The 22,681-nt window shown below is 36.3% G+C and carries 23 protein-coding genes; 18 read left to right on the plus strand and 5 right to left on the minus strand.

The features are described 5' to 3' along the window. Window positions 1-123 precede the first annotated feature (123 nt). From FN817_RS04645 to FN817_RS04655, 3 genes are read left to right on the plus strand one after another with little or no spacing between them, the layout of a single operon-like run. Window positions 124-912, plus strand: coding sequence for an SDR family oxidoreductase (locus FN817_RS04645; RefSeq protein ID WP_142716917.1), 789 nt, complete (start codon window positions 124-126; stop codon window positions 910-912). Between the two features lie 4 nt (window positions 913-916). Further along, a complete protein-coding gene (locus tag FN817_RS04650; protein WP_142716918.1) occupies window positions 917-1,318 on the plus strand; it encodes a GlcG/HbpS family heme-binding protein in 402 nt (133 codons plus the stop codon). A 14-nt stretch (window positions 1,319-1,332) separates the two neighbouring features. Beyond that, window positions 1,333-2,139, plus strand: a complete 807-nt coding sequence (locus FN817_RS04655) for a helix-turn-helix domain-containing protein (protein ID WP_228451473.1) — start codon at window positions 1,333-1,335, stop codon at window positions 2,137-2,139. A gap of 153 nt (window positions 2,140-2,292) precedes the next feature. On the opposite strand, the gene FN817_RS04660 is transcribed toward FN817_RS04655, so the two are convergent. Beyond that, window positions 2,293-2,748, minus strand: a complete 456-nt coding sequence (locus FN817_RS04660; RefSeq protein WP_142716919.1) for a PPC domain-containing DNA-binding protein — start codon at window positions 2,746-2,748, stop codon at window positions 2,293-2,295. 145 nt (window positions 2,749-2,893) lie between these two features. Here FN817_RS04660 and FN817_RS04665 point away from each other — a divergent pair, with 145 nt between their 5' ends. Next, window positions 2,894-3,520 carry a CatA-like O-acetyltransferase gene (locus tag FN817_RS04665; protein WP_142716920.1) on the plus strand — a complete coding sequence of 209 codons (627 nt, stop codon included), beginning with the start codon at window positions 2,894-2,896 and terminating at the stop codon, window positions 3,518-3,520. A gap of 78 nt (window positions 3,521-3,598) precedes the next feature. On the opposite strand, the gene FN817_RS04670 is transcribed toward FN817_RS04665, so the two are convergent. Continuing rightward, window positions 3,599-4,192 carry a Crp/Fnr family transcriptional regulator gene (locus FN817_RS04670; RefSeq protein WP_142716921.1) on the minus strand — a complete coding sequence of 198 codons (594 nt, stop codon included), beginning with the start codon at window positions 4,190-4,192 and terminating at the stop codon, window positions 3,599-3,601. A 541-nt stretch (window positions 4,193-4,733) separates the two neighbouring features. Between FN817_RS04670 and FN817_RS04675 the strand changes: the two genes are divergently transcribed. Beyond that, window positions 4,734-5,075 (plus strand): helix-turn-helix transcriptional regulator, encoded by a 342-nt coding sequence (locus FN817_RS04675; RefSeq protein ID WP_052186412.1) that lies wholly within the window; start codon window positions 4,734-4,736, stop codon window positions 5,073-5,075. A 14-nt stretch (window positions 5,076-5,089) separates the two neighbouring features. Here the strand turns inward: FN817_RS04675 and FN817_RS04680 are convergent, their stop codons facing one another. Then, a complete protein-coding gene (locus FN817_RS04680) occupies window positions 5,090-5,821 on the minus strand; it encodes an MBL fold metallo-hydrolase (protein WP_142716922.1) in 732 nt (243 codons plus the stop codon). 254 nt (window positions 5,822-6,075) lie between these two features. Between FN817_RS04680 and FN817_RS04685 the strand changes: the two genes are divergently transcribed. Next, a complete protein-coding gene (locus tag FN817_RS04685; protein ID WP_142716923.1) occupies window positions 6,076-7,272 on the plus strand; it encodes an MFS transporter in 1,197 nt (398 codons plus the stop codon). A 103-nt stretch (window positions 7,273-7,375) separates the two neighbouring features. On the opposite strand, the gene FN817_RS04690 is transcribed toward FN817_RS04685, so the two are convergent. Next, window positions 7,376-7,753 carry a winged helix-turn-helix transcriptional regulator gene (locus tag FN817_RS04690; protein ID WP_142716924.1) on the minus strand — a complete coding sequence of 126 codons (378 nt, stop codon included), beginning with the start codon at window positions 7,751-7,753 and terminating at the stop codon, window positions 7,376-7,378. Between the two features lie 159 nt (window positions 7,754-7,912). Between FN817_RS04690 and FN817_RS04695 the strand changes: the two genes are divergently transcribed. The 9 genes from FN817_RS04695 (at window position 7,913) to FN817_RS04735 (ending at window position 15,793) form a co-directional block, all read left to right on the plus strand. After that, window positions 7,913-8,851, plus strand: a complete 939-nt coding sequence (locus tag FN817_RS04695) for an alpha/beta hydrolase (protein WP_142716925.1) — start codon at window positions 7,913-7,915, stop codon at window positions 8,849-8,851. Then, window positions 8,851-10,017, plus strand: a complete 1,167-nt coding sequence (locus FN817_RS04700) for an MFS transporter (RefSeq protein WP_142716926.1) — start codon at window positions 8,851-8,853, stop codon at window positions 10,015-10,017. Before FN817_RS04695 ends, FN817_RS04700 begins: the two co-directional genes overlap by 1 nt. Before the next feature lie 248 nt (window positions 10,018-10,265). Beyond that, window positions 10,266-10,967: a DsbA family oxidoreductase gene (locus FN817_RS04705; RefSeq protein ID WP_142716927.1), complete on the plus strand. Its 702-nt coding sequence runs from the start codon at window positions 10,266-10,268 to the stop codon at window positions 10,965-10,967. A gap of 114 nt (window positions 10,968-11,081) precedes the next feature. After that, window positions 11,082-11,663 (plus strand): 5'-methylthioadenosine/S-adenosylhomocysteine nucleosidase family protein, encoded by a 582-nt coding sequence (locus FN817_RS04710; RefSeq protein WP_142716928.1) that lies wholly within the window; start codon window positions 11,082-11,084, stop codon window positions 11,661-11,663. A gap of 74 nt (window positions 11,664-11,737) precedes the next feature. Beyond that, complete coding sequence (locus FN817_RS04715) at window positions 11,738-12,532, plus strand: helix-turn-helix domain-containing protein (protein WP_142716929.1); 795 nt, start codon at window positions 11,738-11,740, stop codon at window positions 12,530-12,532. A 69-nt stretch (window positions 12,533-12,601) separates the two neighbouring features. Continuing rightward, window positions 12,602-13,612 (plus strand): S41 family peptidase, encoded by a 1,011-nt coding sequence (locus FN817_RS04720; RefSeq protein ID WP_142716930.1) that lies wholly within the window; start codon window positions 12,602-12,604, stop codon window positions 13,610-13,612. 9 nt (window positions 13,613-13,621) lie between these two features. Continuing rightward, window positions 13,622-14,143 carry a GNAT family N-acetyltransferase gene (locus tag FN817_RS04725; RefSeq protein WP_142716931.1) on the plus strand — a complete coding sequence of 174 codons (522 nt, stop codon included), beginning with the start codon at window positions 13,622-13,624 and terminating at the stop codon, window positions 14,141-14,143. 97 nt (window positions 14,144-14,240) lie between these two features. Beyond that, a complete protein-coding gene (locus tag FN817_RS04730) occupies window positions 14,241-14,816 on the plus strand; it encodes a Crp/Fnr family transcriptional regulator (RefSeq protein ID WP_142716932.1) in 576 nt (191 codons plus the stop codon). A 164-nt stretch (window positions 14,817-14,980) separates the two neighbouring features. Then, window positions 14,981-15,793 carry an alpha/beta hydrolase gene (locus FN817_RS04735; RefSeq protein WP_142716933.1) on the plus strand — a complete coding sequence of 271 codons (813 nt, stop codon included), beginning with the start codon at window positions 14,981-14,983 and terminating at the stop codon, window positions 15,791-15,793. Between the two features lie 354 nt (window positions 15,794-16,147). On the opposite strand, the gene FN817_RS04740 is transcribed toward FN817_RS04735, so the two are convergent. Then, on the minus strand, window positions 16,148-17,245 hold the full coding sequence (locus FN817_RS04740) for a TauD/TfdA family dioxygenase (RefSeq protein ID WP_142716934.1): 1,098 nt from the start codon (window positions 17,243-17,245) through the stop codon (window positions 16,148-16,150). A gap of 216 nt (window positions 17,246-17,461) precedes the next feature. On the opposite strand from FN817_RS04740, the gene FN817_RS04745 reads away from it, so the two are divergent. Genes FN817_RS04745 through FN817_RS04755 form a run of 3 tightly spaced genes read left to right on the plus strand, consistent with a single transcriptional unit; the run spans window position 17,462 to window position 22,677 of the window. Next, complete coding sequence (locus tag FN817_RS04745) at window positions 17,462-18,988, plus strand: pyridoxal phosphate-dependent decarboxylase family protein (RefSeq protein ID WP_142716935.1); 1,527 nt, start codon at window positions 17,462-17,464, stop codon at window positions 18,986-18,988. Then, a complete protein-coding gene (locus FN817_RS04750; RefSeq protein WP_142716936.1) occupies window positions 18,960-21,368 on the plus strand; it encodes a GNAT family N-acetyltransferase in 2,409 nt (802 codons plus the stop codon). The genes FN817_RS04745 and FN817_RS04750 overlap by 29 nt, the downstream gene beginning before the upstream one ends. Next, a complete protein-coding gene (locus FN817_RS04755; protein ID WP_142716937.1) occupies window positions 21,361-22,677 on the plus strand; it encodes a lysine N(6)-hydroxylase/L-ornithine N(5)-oxygenase family protein in 1,317 nt (438 codons plus the stop codon). Before FN817_RS04750 ends, FN817_RS04755 begins: the two co-directional genes overlap by 8 nt. The last annotated feature ends 4 nt before the right edge of the window (window positions 22,678-22,681 follow it).

Below are 22,681 nucleotides of genomic sequence, written 5' to 3' on the forward strand. Positions count from 1 at the left end.
ATCTGAAAGACTTCCTTCTCAATATATTATCTGAACTTTTCAGCAATATAAAATTGAACGCTGTAGCAATATTGAGCTTCCCGAAATCTTAGAAATTTGTATCATCATTAAAAAAAGAATACAATGAGTAAAACAATTTTAATTACAGGTGCAGCAAGTGGATTCGGAAAGATTGCTGCTTTTGATCTTGCAAAAAAAGGACATAAAGTAATTGCGACTACACAGGTCTATCCTCAGATGAGTGATTTAATCCGCGAAGCTAATGAACAGGGAATTGACCTTACAGTGGATAAACTGGATGTAACCAGCCAAAGAGATATTGATTATATCTTAAAAAAGTATGAAATAGATGTTTTAATCAGCAACGCCGGAATCATGGAAGGTGGCCCGATTGCTGAACAACCGGTAGATATTATCCGTTCAATGTTTGATGTGAATGTGTTTGGTGCGTTGATTCTTGCACAGGGATTTATCAAAAAGTTTGTTGAAAAGAAAAGCGGTAAAATTGTTTTCACCTCTTCAATGGGAGGTTTATGGACGGTTCCGTATGTAGCTGCTTATTGTGCTTCAAAACATGCTTTGGAATCTATCGCTGAAGGTTTGAGAACTGAACTCGCTCCGTTTAACATCAAAATTGCGACTTGTAATCCAGGTGTATTTGGAACAGGATTTAATGACAGAGGGGTAGATTCTATTTTCCATTGGTATGATCCGAAAGTGAATTTCACACCGGAATCCGCTTTTGACGGAGCGGCAGAATCTTTAGCTCATCAGCTGGATCCGCAGTCTATGGCAGAGGTGATTGTGAATGTAGCATTAGATGATGAGAGTCATTTTAGAAACGTACATCCAAAAGAGACTGAGAATTTTGTAAAACAGCTTCAGGCAGATGCGTGGACTGCAAAAAGTTAGTATCATGAAACTGAATTATAAAACCGCAGAAAAAGCACTGCATGCAGCAAAGGAAAAAGCATTATCTATGAATATTCCTGTAAGCATTGCTGTGGTAGATACCGGAGGACATCTTGTCGCATTAGCAAGATTGGACAGCGTCTACGGAGTGATTGATTTTGCCATTAAAAAAGCAAAAACAGCAGTTATGTTTGGGGTAAACAGTGATCTGATGGGTGAAATTATCTCAGGAACCGGTATTCACGGTTACGGAATGCTGAATTCAAATGAGGGGCTTCTGACTATTGCAGGCGGAGTTATCCTTAAGAATGTGGATGGAGATGTCATTGGAGCGATAGGCTCTTCCGGCGGAACTCCCGAGCAGGATAAACAAATTGCAGAAGCAGGCGCTCAGGCTATTGGTTAATTTCAGATATTTGTATGATGGAAAACACTTCTGAGATCATATTCGATAAACTGGTTTACTCATGTGCCTTTGAGTCTTACAGAGGTCATGAAGAGTTTATTCCCGACCATTTTCTGGGATTTCAGATCTCCGGAGAAACCCATGCTTTTCATGAGCAGGGCAAGACTGTGATCAAAGAAAATACAGTAGTTCTGGTCAGGAAAAATCAACTGATCAGAACTATTAAATATCCTTCAGCACATGAAAAATATCAGTTCATCTCAATTACGCTTGATGATGAAACGCTGAGACAATATGCCAATGAAAACAAAATCACTGTAAATAATAATTTTCCAGGGAATCAGCGGTTATTTTTTGAGCCCAATGATTTTTTTAAGAGCTATTTTGCATCTCTTATTCCTTACATTAATAAAACACAGGAGATCCCGCCAAAATTAGCTGCATTAAAGGTCAAAGAGGCCATAGAGCTGGTTTTGCTTAGTAATCCTGATCTTAAAAACCTTCTTTTCGATTTTTCTGAACCTTATAAAATTGACCTTGCAGAATTTATGAACAAAAATTTTATGTTCAATGTATCAGTAGATGCTTTTGCAAGACTTACAGGCCGTAGTCTATCTGGTTTTAAAAGGGATTTCAATAAAATATTTCAGATGACTCCGAAACAATGGCTGAAAGAAAAAAGGTTAAAGGAAGCCTATTATTTAATTAAAAACAGGGATAAAAAGCCTTCAGAGATTTATCTTGATCTGGGGTTTGAGAATTTATCCCATTTTTATTCTTCTTTTAAAAAGAAATTTGGTGTAACGACTACGGAAGTTTAATGTAAATTAATAAAAACACATTTATATGATAAGGACTGGAAGTACAAAGACACAGGAAATAAATCTTGTGTCTTTGTATTTTCCTTTTTCTGTTAAGGAATTATATTTTCAGCCTTATTCAGATGCGCACTGATGGTATCGACCTTCAATGTCTTATTTTTCAAAATCATAAAGATTGATTCCTATCTCTTCATTTTTAATTTTTACGACTCTGGTATCCAGCGGATATATAATAAATTCTGCGGCTCCCTGGATTTTGGCTTCTAAAAGATGTCCGGCCAAAGCGGTATAATCTTCTCTTCCCAATTTAATATGAAGATGAAGGGTTGGGTTTTCTTCTATTTCAGATATATTTCCTGAGATATTGGTGACTTCCATCTGCTCTGTAAAGGTTTTGTCAACATACTTTTTGGTTGCAGGATTAAAAAAGCGGAGTGTAGCTTCACTTACAGCACCTATTCCTGTGACTTCTCCTGCCCGGATATTCTGATTCCGTACAAAATCCGTTAATGTCTCTACAATATTGGAATGATTATCAAGACTAACCACATATATTGAACCTGCTTTTCTTGCGGACCAATTATTTCCTTTATGATTTTGAACCTCCATAATACTAAGATTTAAGAATAATACATGCAATAACTATGCTCTGCTCAAACTTAAGTTTAAAAATCTATTATTTGTCATGAAAACTCTGAATAGTAAATCCCTGAAACCGGCAAAAAATGCCGAAATTTGCAGCAAATAAGAAGTAATGAATATCGTAGATATAGAGAACTGGAACAGGAAAGAACATTTTGAATTTTTTTCTAAAATGGCAAGCCCTTATTTTGGATTTACAACGGAGGTAGACTGTACGAAAGCGTATAATACCGCTAAAGAAAAAGGCTATTCTTTTTTTGCTTATTATTTTCACAAGTCCATGGTCGCAATCAATACCATTGATGAATTAAAACTAAGAATCATTGAGAGCCAGGTAATACAGTTTGATACCGTACATGCCGGCAGTACAATCGGAAGACCGGATGGTACTTTCGGATTTTCATTTACGCCTTTCTCAGAAGATTTTGAGATCTTCAATGCAGCGCTTCAGGAGGAAATAAAAGGAGTACATCAGACTTCAGGATTAAGATTAAGCAATGAAAGGTTAGGGAAGGACCACGTAAGACATACGACCATTCCATGGAATTCCTTCAGTGCTATATTGCATCCTACAGATTTTAATACTACAGAATCGGTTCCTAAAATTGCTTTTGGAAAATTCAATATCCGCGACGGCAGAAAATATCTTCCGGTTTCTATTGAAGCGCATCACGGACTGGCTGATGGTATTCACCTTGCCAGATATATGGAAGAATTTCAGAGACAGCTTGATCGGTAGAGCATTGTAGCGTTTAAAGAAAATAGTTAATATATTTTTTAACAATAATTAAAGCCGGACATATCCGGCTTTTGCTTTTTAATAATGAATCTTCCGCTTTTCTATTTTCACAATCTGGTCTTTTTCCATCTGCTTTATGGTACGTATAACCGTTTCTACACATAATCCGGTGAGTGAAGCCAGCTGCTGCCGGGTAAGAGGAATCTGAAAAGAATAAGGTGTTTTATCCTCATGATAACTTTTCAGGTAATCCATCAGCAGTTTTAGTTTAGCAACCGGATTTTGAAAAGAAAGATTATAAAGCATGATGTATTTATAGTACATTCTTTCAGCAAGACATTCGTAAATGTTGAGTGAAATTTCAGGATTAGTTTTGATCAGGTCCAAAAAATTCTGCTTTGTCATTTTGTAAATGACGGAATCTTCTATTGCTACAGCATTCATGGGATAAGGCCGGTCAACAAACAACAGAGATTCACCAAAGCTGTGACCATCCGAGAATATATTCTGAATAAATTCTTTCCCGTCTTCCGTATAATTATTGAGTTTAATTTTCCCTTTTTCAATCTGGTAATAATGAGTTGGAAAATCTTTTTCATGGAAGATGGTCTCGCCTGCCTGATAAGTTCTTGTTTCCGCCCCAAAAGAAATTAATAAACTTTCAGTGATCATAGTTATGATTTATTTATAAAATAAAGGAACACCGATTTTATTGATTTCTCTTATCATGTGGTACCATTTACATACCACATATATTCATTTTTTATACGCGGTTATCCTGAAAAACATTGACTGAGATCATAAAAAGTAAAGCCAATAACCCGTTACATTTACATCCCACTAAAAAACAAGGTATAAATAAAAGGAAACTGGCTGATAAAAGCAGTTAAGATATTTTTGCTTAAAATATAACGTGGTATCTATGTGGTACACGGTTTTTATAAAATTTTAATCATTTTTTCTTTCTTTGCCAATATAAAAATGAAATAAAATTCATAGGTGTGATTTTTTTAACATAATCATTCAATAAATACAATCATACGCTATGAATCATTGCATTATATTAATGAAAACTAATAAAATTTTGAATACATAAAAATTATTTTGTTCCCGATATCAAATCAACAAAAACACAGATTGAGCAGAGAAAAAAGACTTTGTACAGATTCACAAAAGATGTGGTATCTGAAATGAGTAGAGATGAGAAAGTATTATGAAAAATAGAAAAACTGAACCCAACTTAGAGGATTTGAACCAGAAAATTCTTGTACAAGACGAAATTATGGCCTTAGCCAAGGCAAATTCCCCTCGTCTGCTGAATAAATTCAGACTGGTTCATCCTGATTTTTTTAAAAAGTTATCTGCTATACAGCCAGCCCTTAAAAATTCTGAATTGATCTTTTGTATTTACCTAAAGCTCAATATGACGACGAAGGAAATTGCAACCTGTATTTTTGTGACACCTAAGGCGATACAAAACAGAAAGAACAGGATCAGAAAAAAACTCAACATTCCTTCTGAATTTGATATTTATAAATGGTTTAATGAAATTTAAACCATTTTTTTTATTTAAATTTCTATTACGGCTCTTTCCAGATCGTGATAAAGAAGAACTTTCCAGCGGTTTTCCTTTGCCTCTTTTTCCCATTTAAGGCGTAGTTCCATTGCTTTTCTACCATCGAAATCACTTTTATAGGCTACATGGTATTTCAGATAAGAAGCCTGTGGAAGATCATCAGCCCCATAGAAAGCCGTTTCCCCATTTTCCCTGATCCAAAAAACCTGCATAAATGGAGTATGTCCGCCCACTACTTCATAGGAAATCTCATCTGTAAGCTGCCCCTGATCTTCATCCATCCATATAATATTAGGCAGTTGAATCAGCTGTTCCAGAGCAGTAAAATCAAAAGAAGGATTGCCTTTATTTTCCATCGCAAAATCAAGCTCACGTTTCTGGATATAAATCTGAGCATTCGGAAAAGTGGCTTCAAAATCATTATCTGTAACGGTTACTGCACCTTCAATATGATCTTTGTGGAGATGGGAGAGTAATAGCTTCGTAATTTGATCAGGATGGATATTTTCTCTTTTCAGAATTTCTGAAATAACAGTTGTTCCTGATTCATTTTTCCAGCCAATTCCTGCATCCAAAAGGATATGATCATTTTCAGTGATGATAAGAAAAGGCTGTACAGACATTTTGATTCCACCAACTTTATCAAAATTTTCTTCTGTTAAAAGAGTGAAGTCTTTGGTTTTACTTGCCGAGAAATTGCCTTCTTTGAGCGGAATGATTTTCATGCTGCAAATTTCCTTAATATTTCTAACACTCAAAAGGTTTTCCATCGATATATATCATCAATAAAAACAATGATACAAGCAGAGTGTTGAAATCATTCTACTTACCGCAGAATCTTATCGTATTCATAGAAATGTAAAGCCATTAGACGAATAATTTCTTTTTTTAATGATTATCTTTGATCTCTTAAAAATCTGACGGATACATTATCATCCGCTGTCAGACGCCTTTCAATTCAAATAAAAACTTATACGTAATGCAGGAGAGTTCTTCCCACGGTATTTCCCGGACTGTTATCTGGCTTATGGCCGTTATTTCCGGACTGGTAGTCGCCAACAATTATTATAATCAGCCTTTACTGGCACTTATTTCAGAAGAGCTACAGGTTTCTGAGAGCGCAGCAAGTAAAATTTCTGTACTTACTCAGATCGGGTATGCATTAGGACTGTTGCTGATTGTCCCGTTGGGAGATAAGTTTTTCCGCAAGAAACTGATTTTATTAGATCTGTTTCTCGTTTTTGGATCTCTTTTATGGATGACTTTTGCCACTCAGCTGTGGATGCTGTATGCGGCCAGTTTACTGATTGGAGCCACATCGGTTATTCCGCAATTGTTTGTGCCTATTGCAGCAGAACTTTCATCAGATAAAGAAAAATCTTCCAATATCGGATTGGTAATGTCCGGATTATTACTGGGAATTCTTCTTTCCCGTTTTGTAGGTGGAATAGTGGGTGAAGTCTGGGGCTGGAGAGCGATGTTTGGTATTGCGGCAGGACTCATGGTCCTGGTATGGCTGGCAGTATATAAAATGCTTCCCGAGCTTTCTCCTAATTTCAAAGGAACTTATAAAGAGCTTATGCGTTCTGTTGCTCAGCTTGCCAGAACACAACCTGTTCTTCAGCTGGCATCTTTCCGCGGGGCAATGGCATTTGGGTCTATGTGTGCATTGTTTACAACTTTGGTTTTTCATATGGAGAAACCACCTTTTAATGCCGGATCATCTGTTGTAGGAAGTTTTGGATTGGCAGGAGCTGTAGGAGCTTTAGCCGCTGCAAAAGTGGGAAAGCTTCAAAAGTATCTGGATATTAACCGTATTATATTGTATTCTTTACTGATCGTTATAGGAAGCTGGGGCTTTACTTATTTTGCCGGAGAAACTTATTGGGGATTGATTGTGGGTGTTATTCTTGTTGATCTTGGTGTACAGTCAAGCCATATTATGAATCAAACCAACTATTTCCTGATCAAATCAAATGCGGTCAACAGGCTGAATACTGTGTATATGGTGTCTTATTTCATCGGGGGATCACTGGGAACCTGGCTGGCATCCGTTGCATGGCAAAAGGCTCAATGGAGTGGGGTATGCTTTGTAGGAACGGTATTTGGGGTATTGGCTTTGATCGCTCACATTTTGTTTTCAAAAAGGGTAAATGGAGCAAATGCAGAGATGTAAATTTTTATATTTCGGATTTGTTTAAGGAGCGGGATTTTATCAAAGATAAAATCCCGCTCCTTTTATTTTCAACTTATTTTAATTTCGAAATCTTTAAAATCTCTTATTCTTCAATTGTTTCCAGTGTCAGCATCATTTCCCTATGTTTTCCTCCCCATTTATCAAGCTGTTTCCATATAGGGATCAGCTCCCGGGCAATATCTGTAAGTTCATAATCTACTCTTGGGGGAACTTCTGCATGAACAGTTCTTTTTACAAGGTTTTCTTTTTCCAACTCTCTCAGCTGCAGGGTAAGCATTCTTTCCGTGATTCCTGAAATAGAGTTCCTAAGTTCGCTGAAACGTAATTTTCCGTCTTTTAGTTTATTTAAAATAATCAATTTCCACCGGCCTCCGATTTTACATACAGCATAGCTCAGGTCACATCCTTGTATATACTGTCTGTTGATATTATTCGTCGAATTTTCTTTTAACTTTCCCATTACTTACAAATTTGTTAGTACCATACATTTAGCTGTATACAATGCAAATGTAAGGTTTGAGATTTAATTTTACACACAGAAAGCAGAAAATATGCGGCAGGAAGGAACAATAGCGCTCACGTTCCTTGCAAAATAATAGTAACTTAAATTAAAATAATAATGCAATTAACACCTAAAATAACACAGATTTTAAATCATTTAGAAAGAATACAACCCTTCAACCCACAGGATTCACTAGATGGAGCCCGAAAATACCTGGAAACAATGTCTCTTCAGCTTAGCGGGAAAAAAGAATCCGTTGCAATGATTGAAGAATTGGAGATTCAAAGAGAAAGCCATCAGATTCCTGTTCGGATTTATCGTCCTAACGGAAAGGATATTCAGAATTCATCGGCTATTATTTATATTCATGGAGGCTGGTTCATCGCTGGGGGATATGAAACCCATGATGCGGTAGTCCGTAAACTGGCTAATAAAACCGGATCTGTGGTTATTTTTGTAGATTACCGTCTTGCTCCGGAACATCCTTTTCCTGCAGGCTTAAACGATTCTCTTGACAGCATAAAATGGGTCATGGAAAATGCAGAATCGTTAGGAATTGATCCTGATAAAATAGGAATTATAGGAGATAGCGCTGGCGCAGCATTGGCTACGGCTGTTTCTACTCAAATAGGAAAACATCTGAAATTTCAGGTATTAATTTATCCTGCAGCCGATAATCAACTCAATTCAAAGTCGTGGGAAACTTATGAGAACGGACCTGTTCTTAATAAGCAAGGCGGTATTGAAGCATGGGATTGGTATCTTCCCAAAGAAGAAAAAGATAATGCTTTGGCAATTCCTGTCTTAATAAAAGATTTTAAAGAAACTCCACCTACTTTAATAATTCTTGCAGAGCACGACCCTTTGCTTGATGACGGGAAACAGCTTTCTGAAAATATGAAAAATGCAGGCGTTACACTTACAACAAGTCTTTACAAAGATATGGTCCACGGATTTATGCATATGGGAGAAATTCTGGAAGAAGTACAGTCTGCAATAGGTGAAATGGCTGTTTTTGCTCACCGAAATTTAAATTCTGTAGAAGAAAAAGTATAATGAAAAAATACGCATATATTGGATGTCTTGGGTTCATAGCCGTTATTACAACAGAATTTGGCGTTATTGGAATTCTCCCGCCGGTTGCAGAACATTATAAAATCAGTATAGACAAGGCAGGCTATCTTTTGAGTGCTTTTGCATTGATTATCGCGCTTACAGGCCCTTTTATGACCTTATTTACTTCAGGATTTGATCGTAAAAAAATAATGCTTGCAGCCATTTTCATGTTTCTGATTACAGGTTTTGTATCTTCTTTTTCACCTCCTTTCTGGCTGTTGATGCTGGTTAGGATTTTACCGGCATTTCTACAGCCTGTGTATATTGCAACAGCTTTATCTGTAGCAGTCTCCCAGGCAGACAACCGGAAAAAAAATGAACTGATGGGAATTGTATTTAATGGAGTTGCCATTGCCATGGTTACAACGGTTCCTTTTGCAACATGGATTGCGGGGCTTTGGTCCTGGGAATATTCATTTATGATACAGACTGCGGTAAGTCTGATTGCTTTAGCGGTCATTTACTTCCTTCTTCCTCCGATGCCTGTAAAAGAGAAAAAATCTTATGGAAATCAGGTCAGAATCCTGAAGCAGCCTCCGTTTATTCTGAGTACTATGACTAACTTTTTCATGATTACGGCGTGGTTTTCTACCTACAGCTATTTTGCAGATTACCTGAATAAAGCTAAAGGAATGGATACTTCAATGGTAAGCTATATGCTTTTGTTATTTGGAATTATTGGAGTGATGGCCAATGGAGTTGCCGGAAAAATGCTTAACAAAAATATTGCGGGTACTACGGCTATTTTTCTTTCAGGAACCATTTTAATACCTGTACTTTTATATTTTTCTGATGGAAATTTATTCGCAACAATTCTGGTAATCGGAGTCTGGGGATTTCTGTATTCACCAAGTTTTCTGAATGCATCAGCTTATATGATCTCTTCCGCACCGGATTCTCTGGAATTTGCCAACAGCCTGGCTACATCTTTTGGAAATCTGGGGGTGACAGTGGGAACTACAATCGGAGGATGGATAATCGTTACAAAAGGAGTAGCATATATTCCATGGATAGGTGTTGTTTTCGGGCTACTTGCATTTCTGATGATGATCTTAAAAAGCAGAGTTGAAAAACGAAGCCAGGTTGTTTCCATTTGTCAGAATTAAACTGTAACAATTTTTGTTACATTGAATAAATTGTAGTAACTTTGTACTATTAATTTGAAACTTGTTTAAATTTTTATTTTTGAAACATTAAGATTGTAATAAGGTGTTGAGAATAGTAAGATAAGCTTCGCTTTAGGCTTAAAAATCAGAATGATTCATCTTAACTATATTTTATTTCTTAAATCAATTCTTAATGGTTTTAATATTTTTTTTAAGTTTAAACAGTTTCTTGATTTAAAATAAATACAATGAAAATAGAAATCTGGTCGGATGTGATGTGTCCGTTTTGCTATATCGGAAAAAATAATTTTGAACAGGCTTTGAATAAGCTTCCTTTCAAAGATGAAGTAGAAGTAGAATGGAAAAGTTTTCAGCTGGACCCAACTTTAGATCCAAAAAAAACTCAGGATACTATTCAATATTTTAGAGAAAAGAAAGGAGTTCCTGAAGCTCAGGCTACGCAAATGCTTAGTCAGGTTACCCAGATGGGAAAAGGAGCGGGAATTGATTTTGATTTTGGAAAAGCTTTGATCACCAATACTTTCAGTGCCCACAAATTGCTTCATTTGGCCAAAAAGCACAATAAATCCAATGAAATGGAAGAAGCTTTGTTTATCGCTCATTTTATTGACGGAAAAAATGTAGGCGATACTGAAGTTTTGGTTGCTCTTGCAGAAAGCTTAGGAATTGACAAAGAGGAAGCAAGACAAGCCGTTACTACAGATCAACTGGATGATGAAGTAAACCAGGATATTCTTGAAGCAAGAAATAATGGCGTTTCCGGAGTTCCATTCTTTGTGCTGAACGGTAAATATGCCGTTTCCGGAGCTCAGCCTGTAGAGACTTTTGAAAATGCACTTCAGCAGACTTATAAAGAAACTGTAAGTCCGTTTAAGGATATTTCCGGTGGCAGCGGAGCTTCCTGTGATGCTGACGGATGCAGTATCTAAGATAATAAAACCCCAAAACAAATCAATTGTTTTGGGGTTTTAATTTAATATATTAGAAAAACCTGTTGTATCTTTGTCATGCAGTACCAACAGCTGTATAAATCTGATTTCTCCATGATAAAAATTAACAACGAAACACACTATTCAATTGATGATACTCTTTTTGTTTTTGCATTAGATTCTGAAGCAGGAACTGTTTTTAATGATAAAAATAAATTAATTACAGGGATCGGAAAGGTAAATGCTGCGATAGAATTAACCAAAGAAATTCACGCAAGAAAACCTAAACTGATTGTAAACTTAGGTTCTGCAGGAAGTAAAGGATTTCATAAAGGAGAAGTGGTATGCTGTACAAAGTTCATCCAGAGAGATATGGACGTAAGAGGGCTTGGGTTTAAACTCTATGAAACGCCATTATCAGGAGTGCCTCCTGTATTGGAATACGGTCTTAAAATGGATACCTTGAAAGAAGGAATCTGTGGCAGCGGTGACAGTTTTGAAATGAACCACTCCGAGACAGATTATAATATTGTAGATATGGAAGCTTATCCACTGGCATTGATTGCTCAACAGCAAAATATTCCGTTTCTATGTCTGAAATATATTTCTGACGATGCAGGAAGTGACGCAGCAGATGATTGGAGCGTACAGGTACATCTGGCTTCCGAAGCCTTTAAAAAAATACTGTTTTCATAAACAAATATAAATCCTGAACAAAGTGTCAGGATTTTGTTTTCTATTTGTATTTTTACTTTCAACCCATCACTTATATGAAAGTTACTTTTTATAAACCGATGCATCCTGTTTTGAAAGATTATATTGAAGGATATTATTTTATAGAAAGAGATGATCATCAGAAACCGGTAAAATATCTTACATTTCCGGACAATTATTTTATTGTATCAGCATGTCAGGATGTCTGTGTTACACAGGATAAAGGATGGGTAGAAATTACCAGATCTACTTCTGAGAATATTGTGGTTGATTTTGTATTCAGATGCTCTGTTCCTACTGAAATTTTTTATCAGCAATCGGTTAATGAAGTTACCGTTTACTTTAAACCATTGGGTATTTATCATTTTTTTAATGCTGATAAAAGCGAAGATCTGGAACAGGAAATCCTTCTTTCAGACTTTACAGACATTATGAGCACTGTTTTAAAAGAGCCTGACAGGAGAATACAAATTGATATACTGGAAAACTATTGTCTTTCCAAGTTGCGGCAGAGAGACTTACATCTGGCTTATACAATATTGAATGATTTTGAAACAGAATTGAGTATCGAAGAAATTGCTTCAAAAAATAAAATCACGAGACAGTATGTCAACAAGATCTCTCAGCGATATCTGGCTAAACCGGCCTCAGAATTCAGAAAAATACAGCGGTTTCGTAATGTTTTGATTTCAAATAAAAAATCCAGAAACCTTACAGAACTTTCCTATGAACATCTGTTTTATGATCAGTCCCATCTTATTAAAGATTTTAAAGAACTTACCAGAATAAGCCCCGGGAAATTCTTTGAGAATGTAGATACTGATCAGAATAATGTTTGGTTATTCATCTGAGTTTCCATTTTTACAATTCATACACAACTCATTAAAATACATTTGTTGAAATATTAAATCCTTATTTCAATGAAAAAATTATATGCTGGGATTTCCCTTTTCACTTTCTTATTTTCGAGTGCCCAGAAAAATGATATTTCAATAGTGCTTGCTGATATTACAGAAAAAGTAAAAAGTCATTATATTGATAAAGAAACTTATAAAAAAGTAGACTCTTTATTTCAAAGTGAACTGAAAAAGGGAACTTTTAAAGACCTCAATAAAAAAGATTTTGCAGATCTTCTTACTCAAAAGTTAAGAACAACTATTAAAGACGAACATTTTTTCGTTAAATATCTCGAAAACTACACGCCCGAAAAACAGATGAGTGAAAAAGAGAAAGAGAAATTGAACAATGAGCATAATAGTCTTGAAAATTTCGGATTTGAAACAGTTCAGCGACTTCCGGGGAATATCGGGTACATTAATTATAAAGGTTTTGCCTCTCCTGAAGCCAGTGAAAAAACATTAGCCGCCACCATGGATTTTGTTGCCAATACCCATTCTCTGATTATTGATCTTCGGGAAAACGGAGGTGGAGAAAACGGGATGCTTCTTTTGTTTTTAAGCTATTTTTTTGATCAAAAAAAAGATCTTTATACCACGTATTTCAGGCATAATCAGAAAACGGTTGCAGACAGTACTCAACCCAAAGTTTCCGGACAGAAATATCTTCATAAAAAGATCTATATTCTTACCAGTAAAAAGACTTTTTCGGCCGGAGAAGCTGTAGCCTATTTCTTGCAGCAATATAAACTTGCCGAAGTAATTGGTGAAAAAACAGGGGGTGCAGCCAATCCTGTAGATCATTTTATGGTTCAAAATCAATATTTACTGCTTGTTCCGGCAGGAAAAATAACGGCTTTAAGTACTCAAAAGAACTGGGAACATATAGGAGTGATCCCCGATCAGGAAGTGAAAAGCGAAGATGCTTTAAAGGCTGCCCACATCAAAATTTTAAAAAATATAATAACATCAGAAACAAAAACAGAACTAACCTTACCTGAAATAAAAAATCTTATTTATAAATTAGAACAATAAATACCTGTTATGTCATCAATCATTATCAATAGATCCAGCGAAAAAGACCTCGAAACACTTCAGAATATTGGTATGCAAACCTTCACTGAAACGTTTGCAGAAGATAATACTGAAGAGGCTATGAAAAAGTACCTGGAAGAAAGCTTTAATACTGAAAAGATAAAATCAGAGCTGAATAATCCTGATTCATTTTTCTATATTGCCTGGGAAGAAGACAATCCGGTTGGTTACCTGAAAGTTAATTCCGGAAAAGCGCAGACAGAACTTCAGGATGAAAGCAGCCTGGAAATTGAAAGAATCTATGTAAAGAAAAGCCACCAGGGAAAAAAAGTAGGCCAGCTTCTTTATAACCAGGCTTTGGAAACAGCAAGACATCTGAATAAATCATACTTGTGGCTTGGAGTCTGGGAGGAAAATCTAAGAGCTTTACAATTTTACAGAAAGAATGGATTCGTTGAGTTTGATAAGCATATTTTTAGGCTCGGGGAAGAAGAACAGACGGATCTGATGATGAAAAAAGTATTGGATTAATTTTCTTCAAAATAGAAAGATTGTATTTAACCACTGATTACACAGATTTTCACAGATGATTATGTAATACAATTCATTATACCTTCTAAATACCAAAATGAACCATTCAGAATTTACAAAACATATTAATCACTATTATCCTTTATCTGAGGAAACGCTTAAAGATTTATTAAATATCTGTACAGAAGAATATTACCACAAAAATGATTTACTGCTGGAATCCGGATCAATGGCGAGATATTATTACTTCATAAAATCCGGATTGATAGGGTATTATACTGTAGATGAACAAGGGGATAATATTTATAAAATCTTTTTTGAGGAAAACAGTTTTGTAGCTTCCACGGCTGCCATTATCAAAAATGAACCCAGTGATTTCACAATCATTGCACTGGAAGACTGCACAGTGATACAATATCCTGCAAAAGCCTACCGGGAACTGCTTGAAAAGCATCATGACCTGGCACTTTTCCACATGTATTATCTGGAAAAAAACTGGGTAGTAAAAAAAGAGCCTCTGGAAGTCTCGCTAAAGTATGAAACAGCAAAAAAACGTTATTTACAATTGATTGAAAATAAGTCCCTTTACAACAGATTAAAACAGCATCATATCGCTTCTTATCTGGGAATCACACCTACACAGCTAAGCCGGATCAAGAAGGAGCTTTACTGAAATTCCTAAATTTGAAATTGAATAAACTAACAAAAGCTTCAACATATGTTGAGGCTTTTCTCTTTTTTATACTACAATTTTGTTACATCAAAGATGCATTGGTACACAATATGTTTAAAAAAATAAGATACCAGTGATTATCATTAATTAAAATTTATTTCAGCATGAAGAAGCTCATCAAAATTGTATTTGTCCTTACTGCATTTGTACAGTTATCCGCACAAAAAATTATTCATCAGGAAATTTTCAGTCCGAAAATGAATAAAAAAATCAAAACAGTGATCATCACTCCCAATTTACAGCCTAATACGAAGTATCCATCGGTCTATATCCTTCATGGTTTCAGTGGTAATCCGGACAGAATTATGAAGCAGGATATTCCTGATTTGGTTAAAAAAGCTCAGGAATTGAAAACAATCTATGTACTTCCGGATGGAAATTACAGTTCGTGGTATGTAGACAGCCCGCTTATTAAGGATTCACAATATCAGACTTTTATCGGAAAAGAACTGGTAGAATTTATTGACAAAAATTATCCTGTGAAAGCTGAGAAAAAATTCCGTGGGATTATGGGATGGAGTATGGGTGGCTATGGCGCAACCAACATCGGAGTTACTTATAACAAAACATTTGGCATCGTAGGAAGTTCATGTGGCGCCCTTGATTTTAATTCTTTTGGAGAAGGATATCAGAAATATCTGGTGAATAAGGTTTTAGGCCCACTGGAATCCATTAATCCTGTTTTCCTTACTGACAGCAAAATAAAACTGATGGCCGGAGCAGATCAGCAATATATTTTCGACTGTGGAACGGAAGACACTCAAATGATCAATATGAACAGAAATTTTCATAAAAAGCTGACAGAAATGAAGATTCAGCACCTTTACACAGAATCTTTAGGCGGACATGTTCCTGAATATTGGAGCAGATCGTTATCTGAACAGTTGTCTTTGTTTGACAGTTTTTTTAAACAGTAAAATTATAAGCTTTTAAGTTTTGGCTAAAGCCATAATTATCAAATACGATCAGACAAGCGGGCTAAAGCCCGCTTCTATTGAAAAGCAATCTGACTAATTTTTGAATACTGATAGAGTCATAACAAAGAGTATAGTTTACATTTTAAATATTCAATAGGAACGGGCTTTAGCCCGTTTTAATAAATATAAATTCCGATGGCTTTAGCCAAAACTTACCATCTTTAATCCTTGTCAAGGTTTAAAACCTTGACAAGGGTCAATCAAGTGAAAAATCATATAAAAATCCTTTTCAAGCAATGCTTAAAAAGGATTTTCGATTGATTGAATGTTCAAAAATGCTAACTAAGCATTATATTAAAAATGTTTAAAATTTTTACCCAGATGTTCCTCTATCACAAAGAACGGATCCTCTGTAAGTGTATGTGCTCTCATGTCGATAAGGCTTACTTTACTCATCATACGAAGCATGATTCTTCTCTCGCAAGGCTGTTCTATACCGTCAATATTTCTTACCCCCGCACGGAAAGCCGATCTTCCGTGAGCGCATAAATGATTATTAACCAGAATCACATCTCCTGCCTGAGGCGTAAATCCTGAATAAATCAAATGTCTGGCCTCTTCCCAGAACTCATGCAGTGTACTTTGTGCTTCATCAGATTGTCTGATACTGGAATTGAACAATTGTTCAGCAGCATCAAAACGCATAAACGGAAGACTATAATTACCATACAATACAGAATCTAATGTTTCCTCTTCATTATCTCCCGTTTCCAGATTGGCATCCTTTGGAATTTTATAAATACGCTCAAAAAGAGGTCTGTAATTTTCCCCGATAGATTCATGAGAACGGATTGAATATAGAGTAGAAGGGACCTGCTCCTCATTTCTCACGTACATAAAGCTTAAAAAATCTGCCTGATGTTTCAGAAAAGCATCTTCTGTATGCACATACAAATCTGTTGAAGATCCCGATCCAGTCTGTGTTTCTTTCATTCTTTCATCAGGTATTATAGCATGGATCAATCCGCCGCCTTTACGCTGTGAATAGTATTGTACGGGCTTTGAGGGAAGTGCTCCATGAATAAGCGCACATGCAAAACCATATAAATTAAATTTTGAATAATCAGCTGCCTGCCAATTGGGAGGTGTAGAGCCTATATTCTCCTGATCGATGTCCATTAATCCGGTAAAGATCAGTGCACCGTATTGATTTTTTGAAAAGTCACTCGCAAAATCAGCCGCTATATTTAAAATTCTCTCGGGTAAAAAATAAGACGCCAGCTGATGCACATGCTTAATAAAATCACGGTTTTCATAAGTATCATACTTTTTCTGAAGATGCAAAGCTGCATCTTTTATCATTCTTCTTTCCTGAGAGGTGACTTTTATGACCGTAGGAAGCAGTTTTACAGCTGTTAAACAGTCTTTATCTAAAATTTCTGTAGAATTCATTAAAAAAAATTTGGTGTTAAGTAATAATTTTTATCTTTGTTTTTAATTATTCTAAATAACAATAACCAAGTCAAATTTAGTAATAATTATGTAATCACCAAATAAAATATAATAAAAAATGTAAAAATTAAAAACCTGACTATCAGATATATATAATCATATATCGAAAAAACCACAACAATTCACAGATTAAAAAAATCACATTACAAAACTTTTATGAACAACAATTTAATATCCCTGGAAGAGCCCACAAGCATAACTTCACCTCACATTTCGGGGAATTTTGGAAATATTTTTCATCCTGACAATTACGATCACTATCGTAATGCTGTCAATAGTACTTTAGACCTGGTTCAGGAATTTCTTCACAGAAACAACAAACCTTTCAGTGGTATAGAAGCCAAAACCATGAAAGGAATGGTACAACAGATTGATCTTAATCAAAAATTATCCAACTATAATGAGCTTCTGGCAGAAGTGGACGAAATCTATGTGAAACATGCCACAGCTTTTCATCTTCCACAATATGTAGCTCACCTAAACTGTCCCGTAGTAATCCCGGCATTGGCAGGAGAAATTCTTGTAAGTGCCATAAATTCTTCACAAGATACTTATGATCAGAGTGCCGGAGGAACTTTCATGGAAAGAAAACTGATCGACTGGACTGCGGGTCAGATTGGATATAACACTAATGAGAGCGATGGTGTTTTCACAGCAGGAGGCTCACAGAGCAACTTAATGGGATTGGTCATGATGCGCGACTGCTTTTCTCAGAAAAGATACAATCACAATATTAAAATGGATGGTCTTCCAGTGGAAGCAAGCCGTTTCAGAATATTCGTTTCGGATAAATCTCACTTCAGCAATCTTAAAAATGCTTCCATTATGGGATTAGGAGAGAAAAGTATCGTGAAAGTTCCTACAGACGACCGTTTCCGTATGGATATTTCTCTTTTGAAAAAATATATTAAAAGAGAAGAGCAGTTAGGAAATATTCCTATTGGTATTGTAGCAACAGCAGGAACTACAGATTTTGGAAACATTGATCCACTGGATGATATCGCCAATATTGCAGAACAATATAACATCTGGATGCACGTAGATGCGGCATATGGATGTGCTCTGTTATTGAGCGAAAAATACCGTGATCTGATCAACGGCATTGAAAGAGCAGACTCTGTAACGATTGATTACCACAAATCATTCTTCCAGCCCATCAGCAGCAGTGCTTTTATTGTTAAAAACAAGAAAGAACTGTTGATTCTGAAACATCACGCCGATTATCTGAATCCGAAAGAAATGGACGAGGAGGAAATTCCGGCACAAATCAATAAATCCATTACCCAAAGTACCCGAAGATTTGATGCCTTAAAACTTTGGTTTACCCTAAGAATGATGGGGAAAGAACAGTTAGCAGAATATACAGATACTGTGATTGATCTTACCAAAGATGCTGCTGCAATGATCACTGAAGATGCTGATTTTGAACTTCTTTCAGATTCTGACTTAAGTGTTCTTGTTTTCAGATATGTAAATCCGGAAATCAGTGATCTGAATGCCCTGAATCAATACATCAAGATGAAATTGTTCTACAGTGGAGAAATCCTTGTAGCAAGTACAAAGGTTGATGGAAATTTCTATTTGAAATTCACCTTCCTGAACCCGATTACGACGACAGAAGACATTCATCAGATTCTCACCACAATCAAAAAGCATGGAAAAGACTTTAATACAGAAAACTAAAACAGAAGAAAAAGTCCGTGAAATTACTTTCAGGATCCTACTTAACGGAATGTTAAGAGAACTGGGAAACGGAAAATTCTACCAGGGAGTTCCAAAATATGACATTCTGACGGCAAAAGCTCTTCAGAACAGTGAATATTCACTGCATATGAGATTCGAAATGAAGAAAAGCGGACTGTTTTTATTTGCCCCGGTTTCTTATCGTTCCGAAACGCTTTTCCATGAATATGGACCTGTTTTGTGGGCGGTAGACCACCAAAACCAAGAAGTTTTTGAAGTGAATGATGAAAAACTGACTGCACTGGTTTACAAAGAGTTTTCTGAAATAACCGATGAAACAGGATTCAGAAGCTTTGCAGAAAGAATTCAAAGCAGTTTAAGAAATCTGGAACTTACAACTGAAGCATGTCTGCAAGATGATCAGCTTTTAACTTATTCTTTCTTGGAGTCTGAACAAATGCTTCCTGCAGGACACAATCTACATCCTTTCACCAAATCAAGAATGGGTTTCTCTAAAGAAGAACAGTTGTTATATGGTCCCGAATTCGGAAAAGGATTTCAGCTGGATTATTTCCTGATTCATAAAGACTGCATCACAGAAAAATCTCTTCCGGGAGTTTCAGCAAAAGAAATCTTTGAAAAATGGGCATCCATACCGGAAAGCTACGATTTTGAAAACATCAATGATTTTTACATCGTTCCCTGTCATCCATGGGAGGCGCAATATCTTTTATCAACAGCAGAATACCCTGAAATGCTGGGTTCCGGTAAGATTATTCACATCGGACCTTTGGGTGAGGATTTTTACGCAACATCCTCTATAAGAACGGTATATAATGCTGATTTTATCTGGATGCTGAAGTTCTCTCTGCATGTTTTAATGACAGGCTCTGTGAGAACAAACAACTTAAAAGATCTCAACAGAGGATATGCTTCAGCAATCTGGTGGCAGCATGAGAAAGCTTTATTTGAAGACAGTTTCCCTAATTTTAAATTATTGCTGGAACCTTCCTCATTAAGTGTACAATTTGAAGGAAAGAATATAGACAGCCTGAACATTCTGCTTCGTGAAAATCCCTTCTCAACTGAAGATAAAGTCATTTTATTGGCAAGACTTTGTCAGGATGAATCTACAGATGGTTTCAATTTTACAACCCATTTCTTTAAAAATGTTGCCAATCAACTGGGAATGGAACCGGAAAAAGCTGCTATTATCTGGTTTGAAAAATATGTGAGTCTATTGCTTTCTCCATTAAACAGATTGTATAATCAGTTAGGCATGGCACCGGAAGTGCATCAGCAGAATCTTCTTGTTCAGCTGGATAACGAACTTCTTCCTGAGTCAATTTATGTGAGAGACGGGCAAGGGTACCTGATTAAAGAAAGTTCTAAGGAGAAGTATCAGAATCTGATCAATAACTATCCTGAAGTTGAGGATCTTTTCATTAGAGATGAACGTCTTTTAGATATTATTTCTCACCATCTTTTGGTAAGTAATCTGAGCGCACTGATTGCTTCCATAGGAAAAACAGGCCTCGTAAAAGAAAGAAGACTGATCCATATTCTGTACAGAGAATTTGAAAACCTTCATAAATCTGAACCATCATCTTTAACAGAATATGCCTTGAATCAAAGATATTGGGCAGTAAAATCAAATCTTCATTCGGCCGTTGCTGATGTGGATGGAGGTGTGAATGCTTCATCAATTTCTTATGCTAAAGTTCCGAACCTTCTTCATAAACATTTTTTCTCAGATCAGCTGATTCATCCTCAAGGAACAGAAGTTTTCTTTAAAAGGTATTTCCAGAAAGAAGATGTGACCATGAGTATGCGTCCTATAGATCTTGAAAATGACCTTGAAATGCTTCATGAATGGTTCAACCGTGAACATGCTGTAAAAATATGGCAAATGAACTGGCCTATTGACGAACTGGAAACGTATTACAGACTAATGCTTCCAAGTGATGAAGCCCACAGCTATATCATTGCAGGAAACGATGAACCTTCATGTAATATTGAAATCTATTGGGCATGCAGAGATATCGTGGGAGATTATTACGAAGTACTTCCAACAGATTATGGAACACACCAATTCATAGCACCTACTGATCCTAAGAAGAAATTTGTATCTCCATCTACACAATCTATGGTTGATTATGTTTTTGCACAGCCACAGGTAGGAAAAATGGTAGGTGAAGGATCCGTAGACTCTCTTGCTTCTATGATGAACAAAGCCCACGTAGGCTTCAAAGTAGATAAAGTAATTGAAATGCCTCATAAAAAAGCCAATCTGAACTTCTGTTACAGAGAATGGTACTGGGAAAAATTCCCACAGAATAAAGAAGTACAAATCACCACAAACATCACAAAAAATGACTAACGAAGCCGTATACAATGTAATAGGCATAGGCGTAGGCCCTTTCAACCTGGGACTTGCCGCATTATCCAATCCGATTCCGGAACTCAAGACCCTTTTTCTGGACCAGAGAGATGGTTTCGACTGGCATCCGGGACTGATGATTGACCATGTAACCCTGCAGACTCCATTTTTATGCGACTGCGTATCCATGGCTGATCCTACGAATCCTTTAAGCCTTTTGAATTATCTGAAGGAAACCGGAAGACTGTACAAATTCTTCATCCGTGAAAGCTTTTTTATCCCGAGAAAAGAATACAACCGCTACTGTCAATGGGTAATTGAACAGCTTCCACAGTGCCGTTTTTCAACACAGGTAATGGATATCACTTATGAAGAAGGTTTATATCATGTGATGACCATTCACACCAAAACAAAAGAAACAACTGTTTTTAAAACAGAAAGACTGATTTTAGGAACGGGGACACAACCTCATATTCCTTCTTTTATTCCGAAAGATGATTCCAGAATTATTCATACAAGTTCTTATCTGTATAGAAAAGAGGAACTTTTATCTCAAGGAAAGAAGATTGCTATCATTGGTTCTGGTCAAAGTGCCGCAGAGGTTTTTTATGACCTGCTTCAAAACAGAAATGAAGAAACGCAGCTGGGATGGTATTCCCGTCCGGACAGATTTTTCCCCATGGAATATTCTAAGCTGACACTGGAGCTTACCTCTCCTGATTATGTTGATTATTTCTACAACAGAAGCGAATCTGTAAGAAAAACGATTTTAAGCAAACAGCAAGCTCAGTTTAAAGGAATCAACTATGATCTCATCAATGATATCTACGATTTTATTTATGATCTGAACATCGACAACGCTGACCCTAATCTTACAATCATTCCTAACAGCCAGCTGAATAGAGTAGACAACAGTAATCCGGATTTTATCAACCTTGAGTTTACCCAACTGGAACAGGAGGTACCTTATGATCAGGAAGCGGATTATCTGATTCTGGGAACAGGATACCGTTACCACGAACCAGCATTCCTTAAAAACATTCAGTCCAGAATCAAAAGAGATTCCAGCGGATTGTTTGATGTGAACAGAAATTATTCAATAGACCACAACGGAGGAGAAATCTATGTTCTCCATGCTGAAGTACATACCCACAGCTATATTTCTACCGACTTAGGAATGGCGGCTTACCGTAATTCCTATATCATCAATGATATTCTGGGAAGAGAGCATTATACAATTGAAAAGAAAATTGCTTTCCAGGATTTCGATGTGGAAAAATATGCTGATTTACCAACTGCCAAAATTTAATCAT

The sequence above is a fragment of the Chryseobacterium rhizoplanae genome (assembly GCF_900182655.1).
GTDB lineage: Bacteria > Bacteroidota > Bacteroidia > Flavobacteriales > Weeksellaceae > Chryseobacterium > Chryseobacterium rhizoplanae.

What these genes read in the sequence shown, in the direction of transcription:
- FN817_RS04645 (WP_142716917.1), top strand. Translation starts at nt 124, where the DNA reads ATGAGTAAAACAATTTTAATTACAGGTGCAGCAAGTGGATTCGGAAAG.
- FN817_RS04650 (WP_142716918.1), top strand. Translation starts at nt 917, where the DNA reads ATGAAACTGAATTATAAAACCGCAGAAAAAGCACTGCATGCAGCAAAG.
- FN817_RS04655 (WP_228451473.1), top strand. Translation starts at nt 1,333, where the DNA reads ATGATGGAAAACACTTCTGAGATCATATTCGATAAACTGGTTTACTCA.
- FN817_RS04660 (WP_142716919.1), bottom strand. Translation starts at nt 2,748, where the DNA reads ATGGAGGTTCAAAATCATAAAGGAAATAATTGGTCCGCAAGAAAAGCA.
- FN817_RS04665 (WP_142716920.1), top strand. Translation starts at nt 2,894, where the DNA reads ATGAATATCGTAGATATAGAGAACTGGAACAGGAAAGAACATTTTGAA.
- FN817_RS04670 (WP_142716921.1), bottom strand. Translation starts at nt 4,192, where the DNA reads ATGATCACTGAAAGTTTATTAATTTCTTTTGGGGCGGAAACAAGAACT.
- FN817_RS04675 (WP_052186412.1), top strand. Translation starts at nt 4,734, where the DNA reads ATGAAAAATAGAAAAACTGAACCCAACTTAGAGGATTTGAACCAGAAA.
- FN817_RS04680 (WP_142716922.1), bottom strand. Translation starts at nt 5,821, where the DNA reads ATGAAAATCATTCCGCTCAAAGAAGGCAATTTCTCGGCAAGTAAAACC.
- FN817_RS04685 (WP_142716923.1), top strand. Translation starts at nt 6,076, where the DNA reads ATGCAGGAGAGTTCTTCCCACGGTATTTCCCGGACTGTTATCTGGCTT.
- FN817_RS04690 (WP_142716924.1), bottom strand. Translation starts at nt 7,753, where the DNA reads ATGGGAAAGTTAAAAGAAAATTCGACGAATAATATCAACAGACAGTAT.
- FN817_RS04695 (WP_142716925.1), top strand. Translation starts at nt 7,913, where the DNA reads ATGCAATTAACACCTAAAATAACACAGATTTTAAATCATTTAGAAAGA.
- FN817_RS04700 (WP_142716926.1), top strand. Translation starts at nt 8,851, where the DNA reads ATGAAAAAATACGCATATATTGGATGTCTTGGGTTCATAGCCGTTATT.
- FN817_RS04705 (WP_142716927.1), top strand. Translation starts at nt 10,266, where the DNA reads ATGAAAATAGAAATCTGGTCGGATGTGATGTGTCCGTTTTGCTATATC.
- FN817_RS04710 (WP_142716928.1), top strand. Translation starts at nt 11,082, where the DNA reads ATGATAAAAATTAACAACGAAACACACTATTCAATTGATGATACTCTT.
- FN817_RS04715 (WP_142716929.1), top strand. Translation starts at nt 11,738, where the DNA reads ATGAAAGTTACTTTTTATAAACCGATGCATCCTGTTTTGAAAGATTAT.
- FN817_RS04720 (WP_142716930.1), top strand. Translation starts at nt 12,602, where the DNA reads ATGAAAAAATTATATGCTGGGATTTCCCTTTTCACTTTCTTATTTTCG.
- FN817_RS04725 (WP_142716931.1), top strand. Translation starts at nt 13,622, where the DNA reads ATGTCATCAATCATTATCAATAGATCCAGCGAAAAAGACCTCGAAACA.
- FN817_RS04730 (WP_142716932.1), top strand. Translation starts at nt 14,241, where the DNA reads ATGAACCATTCAGAATTTACAAAACATATTAATCACTATTATCCTTTA.
- FN817_RS04735 (WP_142716933.1), top strand. Translation starts at nt 14,981, where the DNA reads ATGAAGAAGCTCATCAAAATTGTATTTGTCCTTACTGCATTTGTACAG.
- FN817_RS04740 (WP_142716934.1), bottom strand. Translation starts at nt 17,245, where the DNA reads ATGAATTCTACAGAAATTTTAGATAAAGACTGTTTAACAGCTGTAAAA.
- FN817_RS04745 (WP_142716935.1), top strand. Translation starts at nt 17,462, where the DNA reads ATGAACAACAATTTAATATCCCTGGAAGAGCCCACAAGCATAACTTCA.
- FN817_RS04750 (WP_142716936.1), top strand. Translation starts at nt 18,960, where the DNA reads ATGGAAAAGACTTTAATACAGAAAACTAAAACAGAAGAAAAAGTCCGT.
- FN817_RS04755 (WP_142716937.1), top strand. Translation starts at nt 21,361, where the DNA reads ATGACTAACGAAGCCGTATACAATGTAATAGGCATAGGCGTAGGCCCT.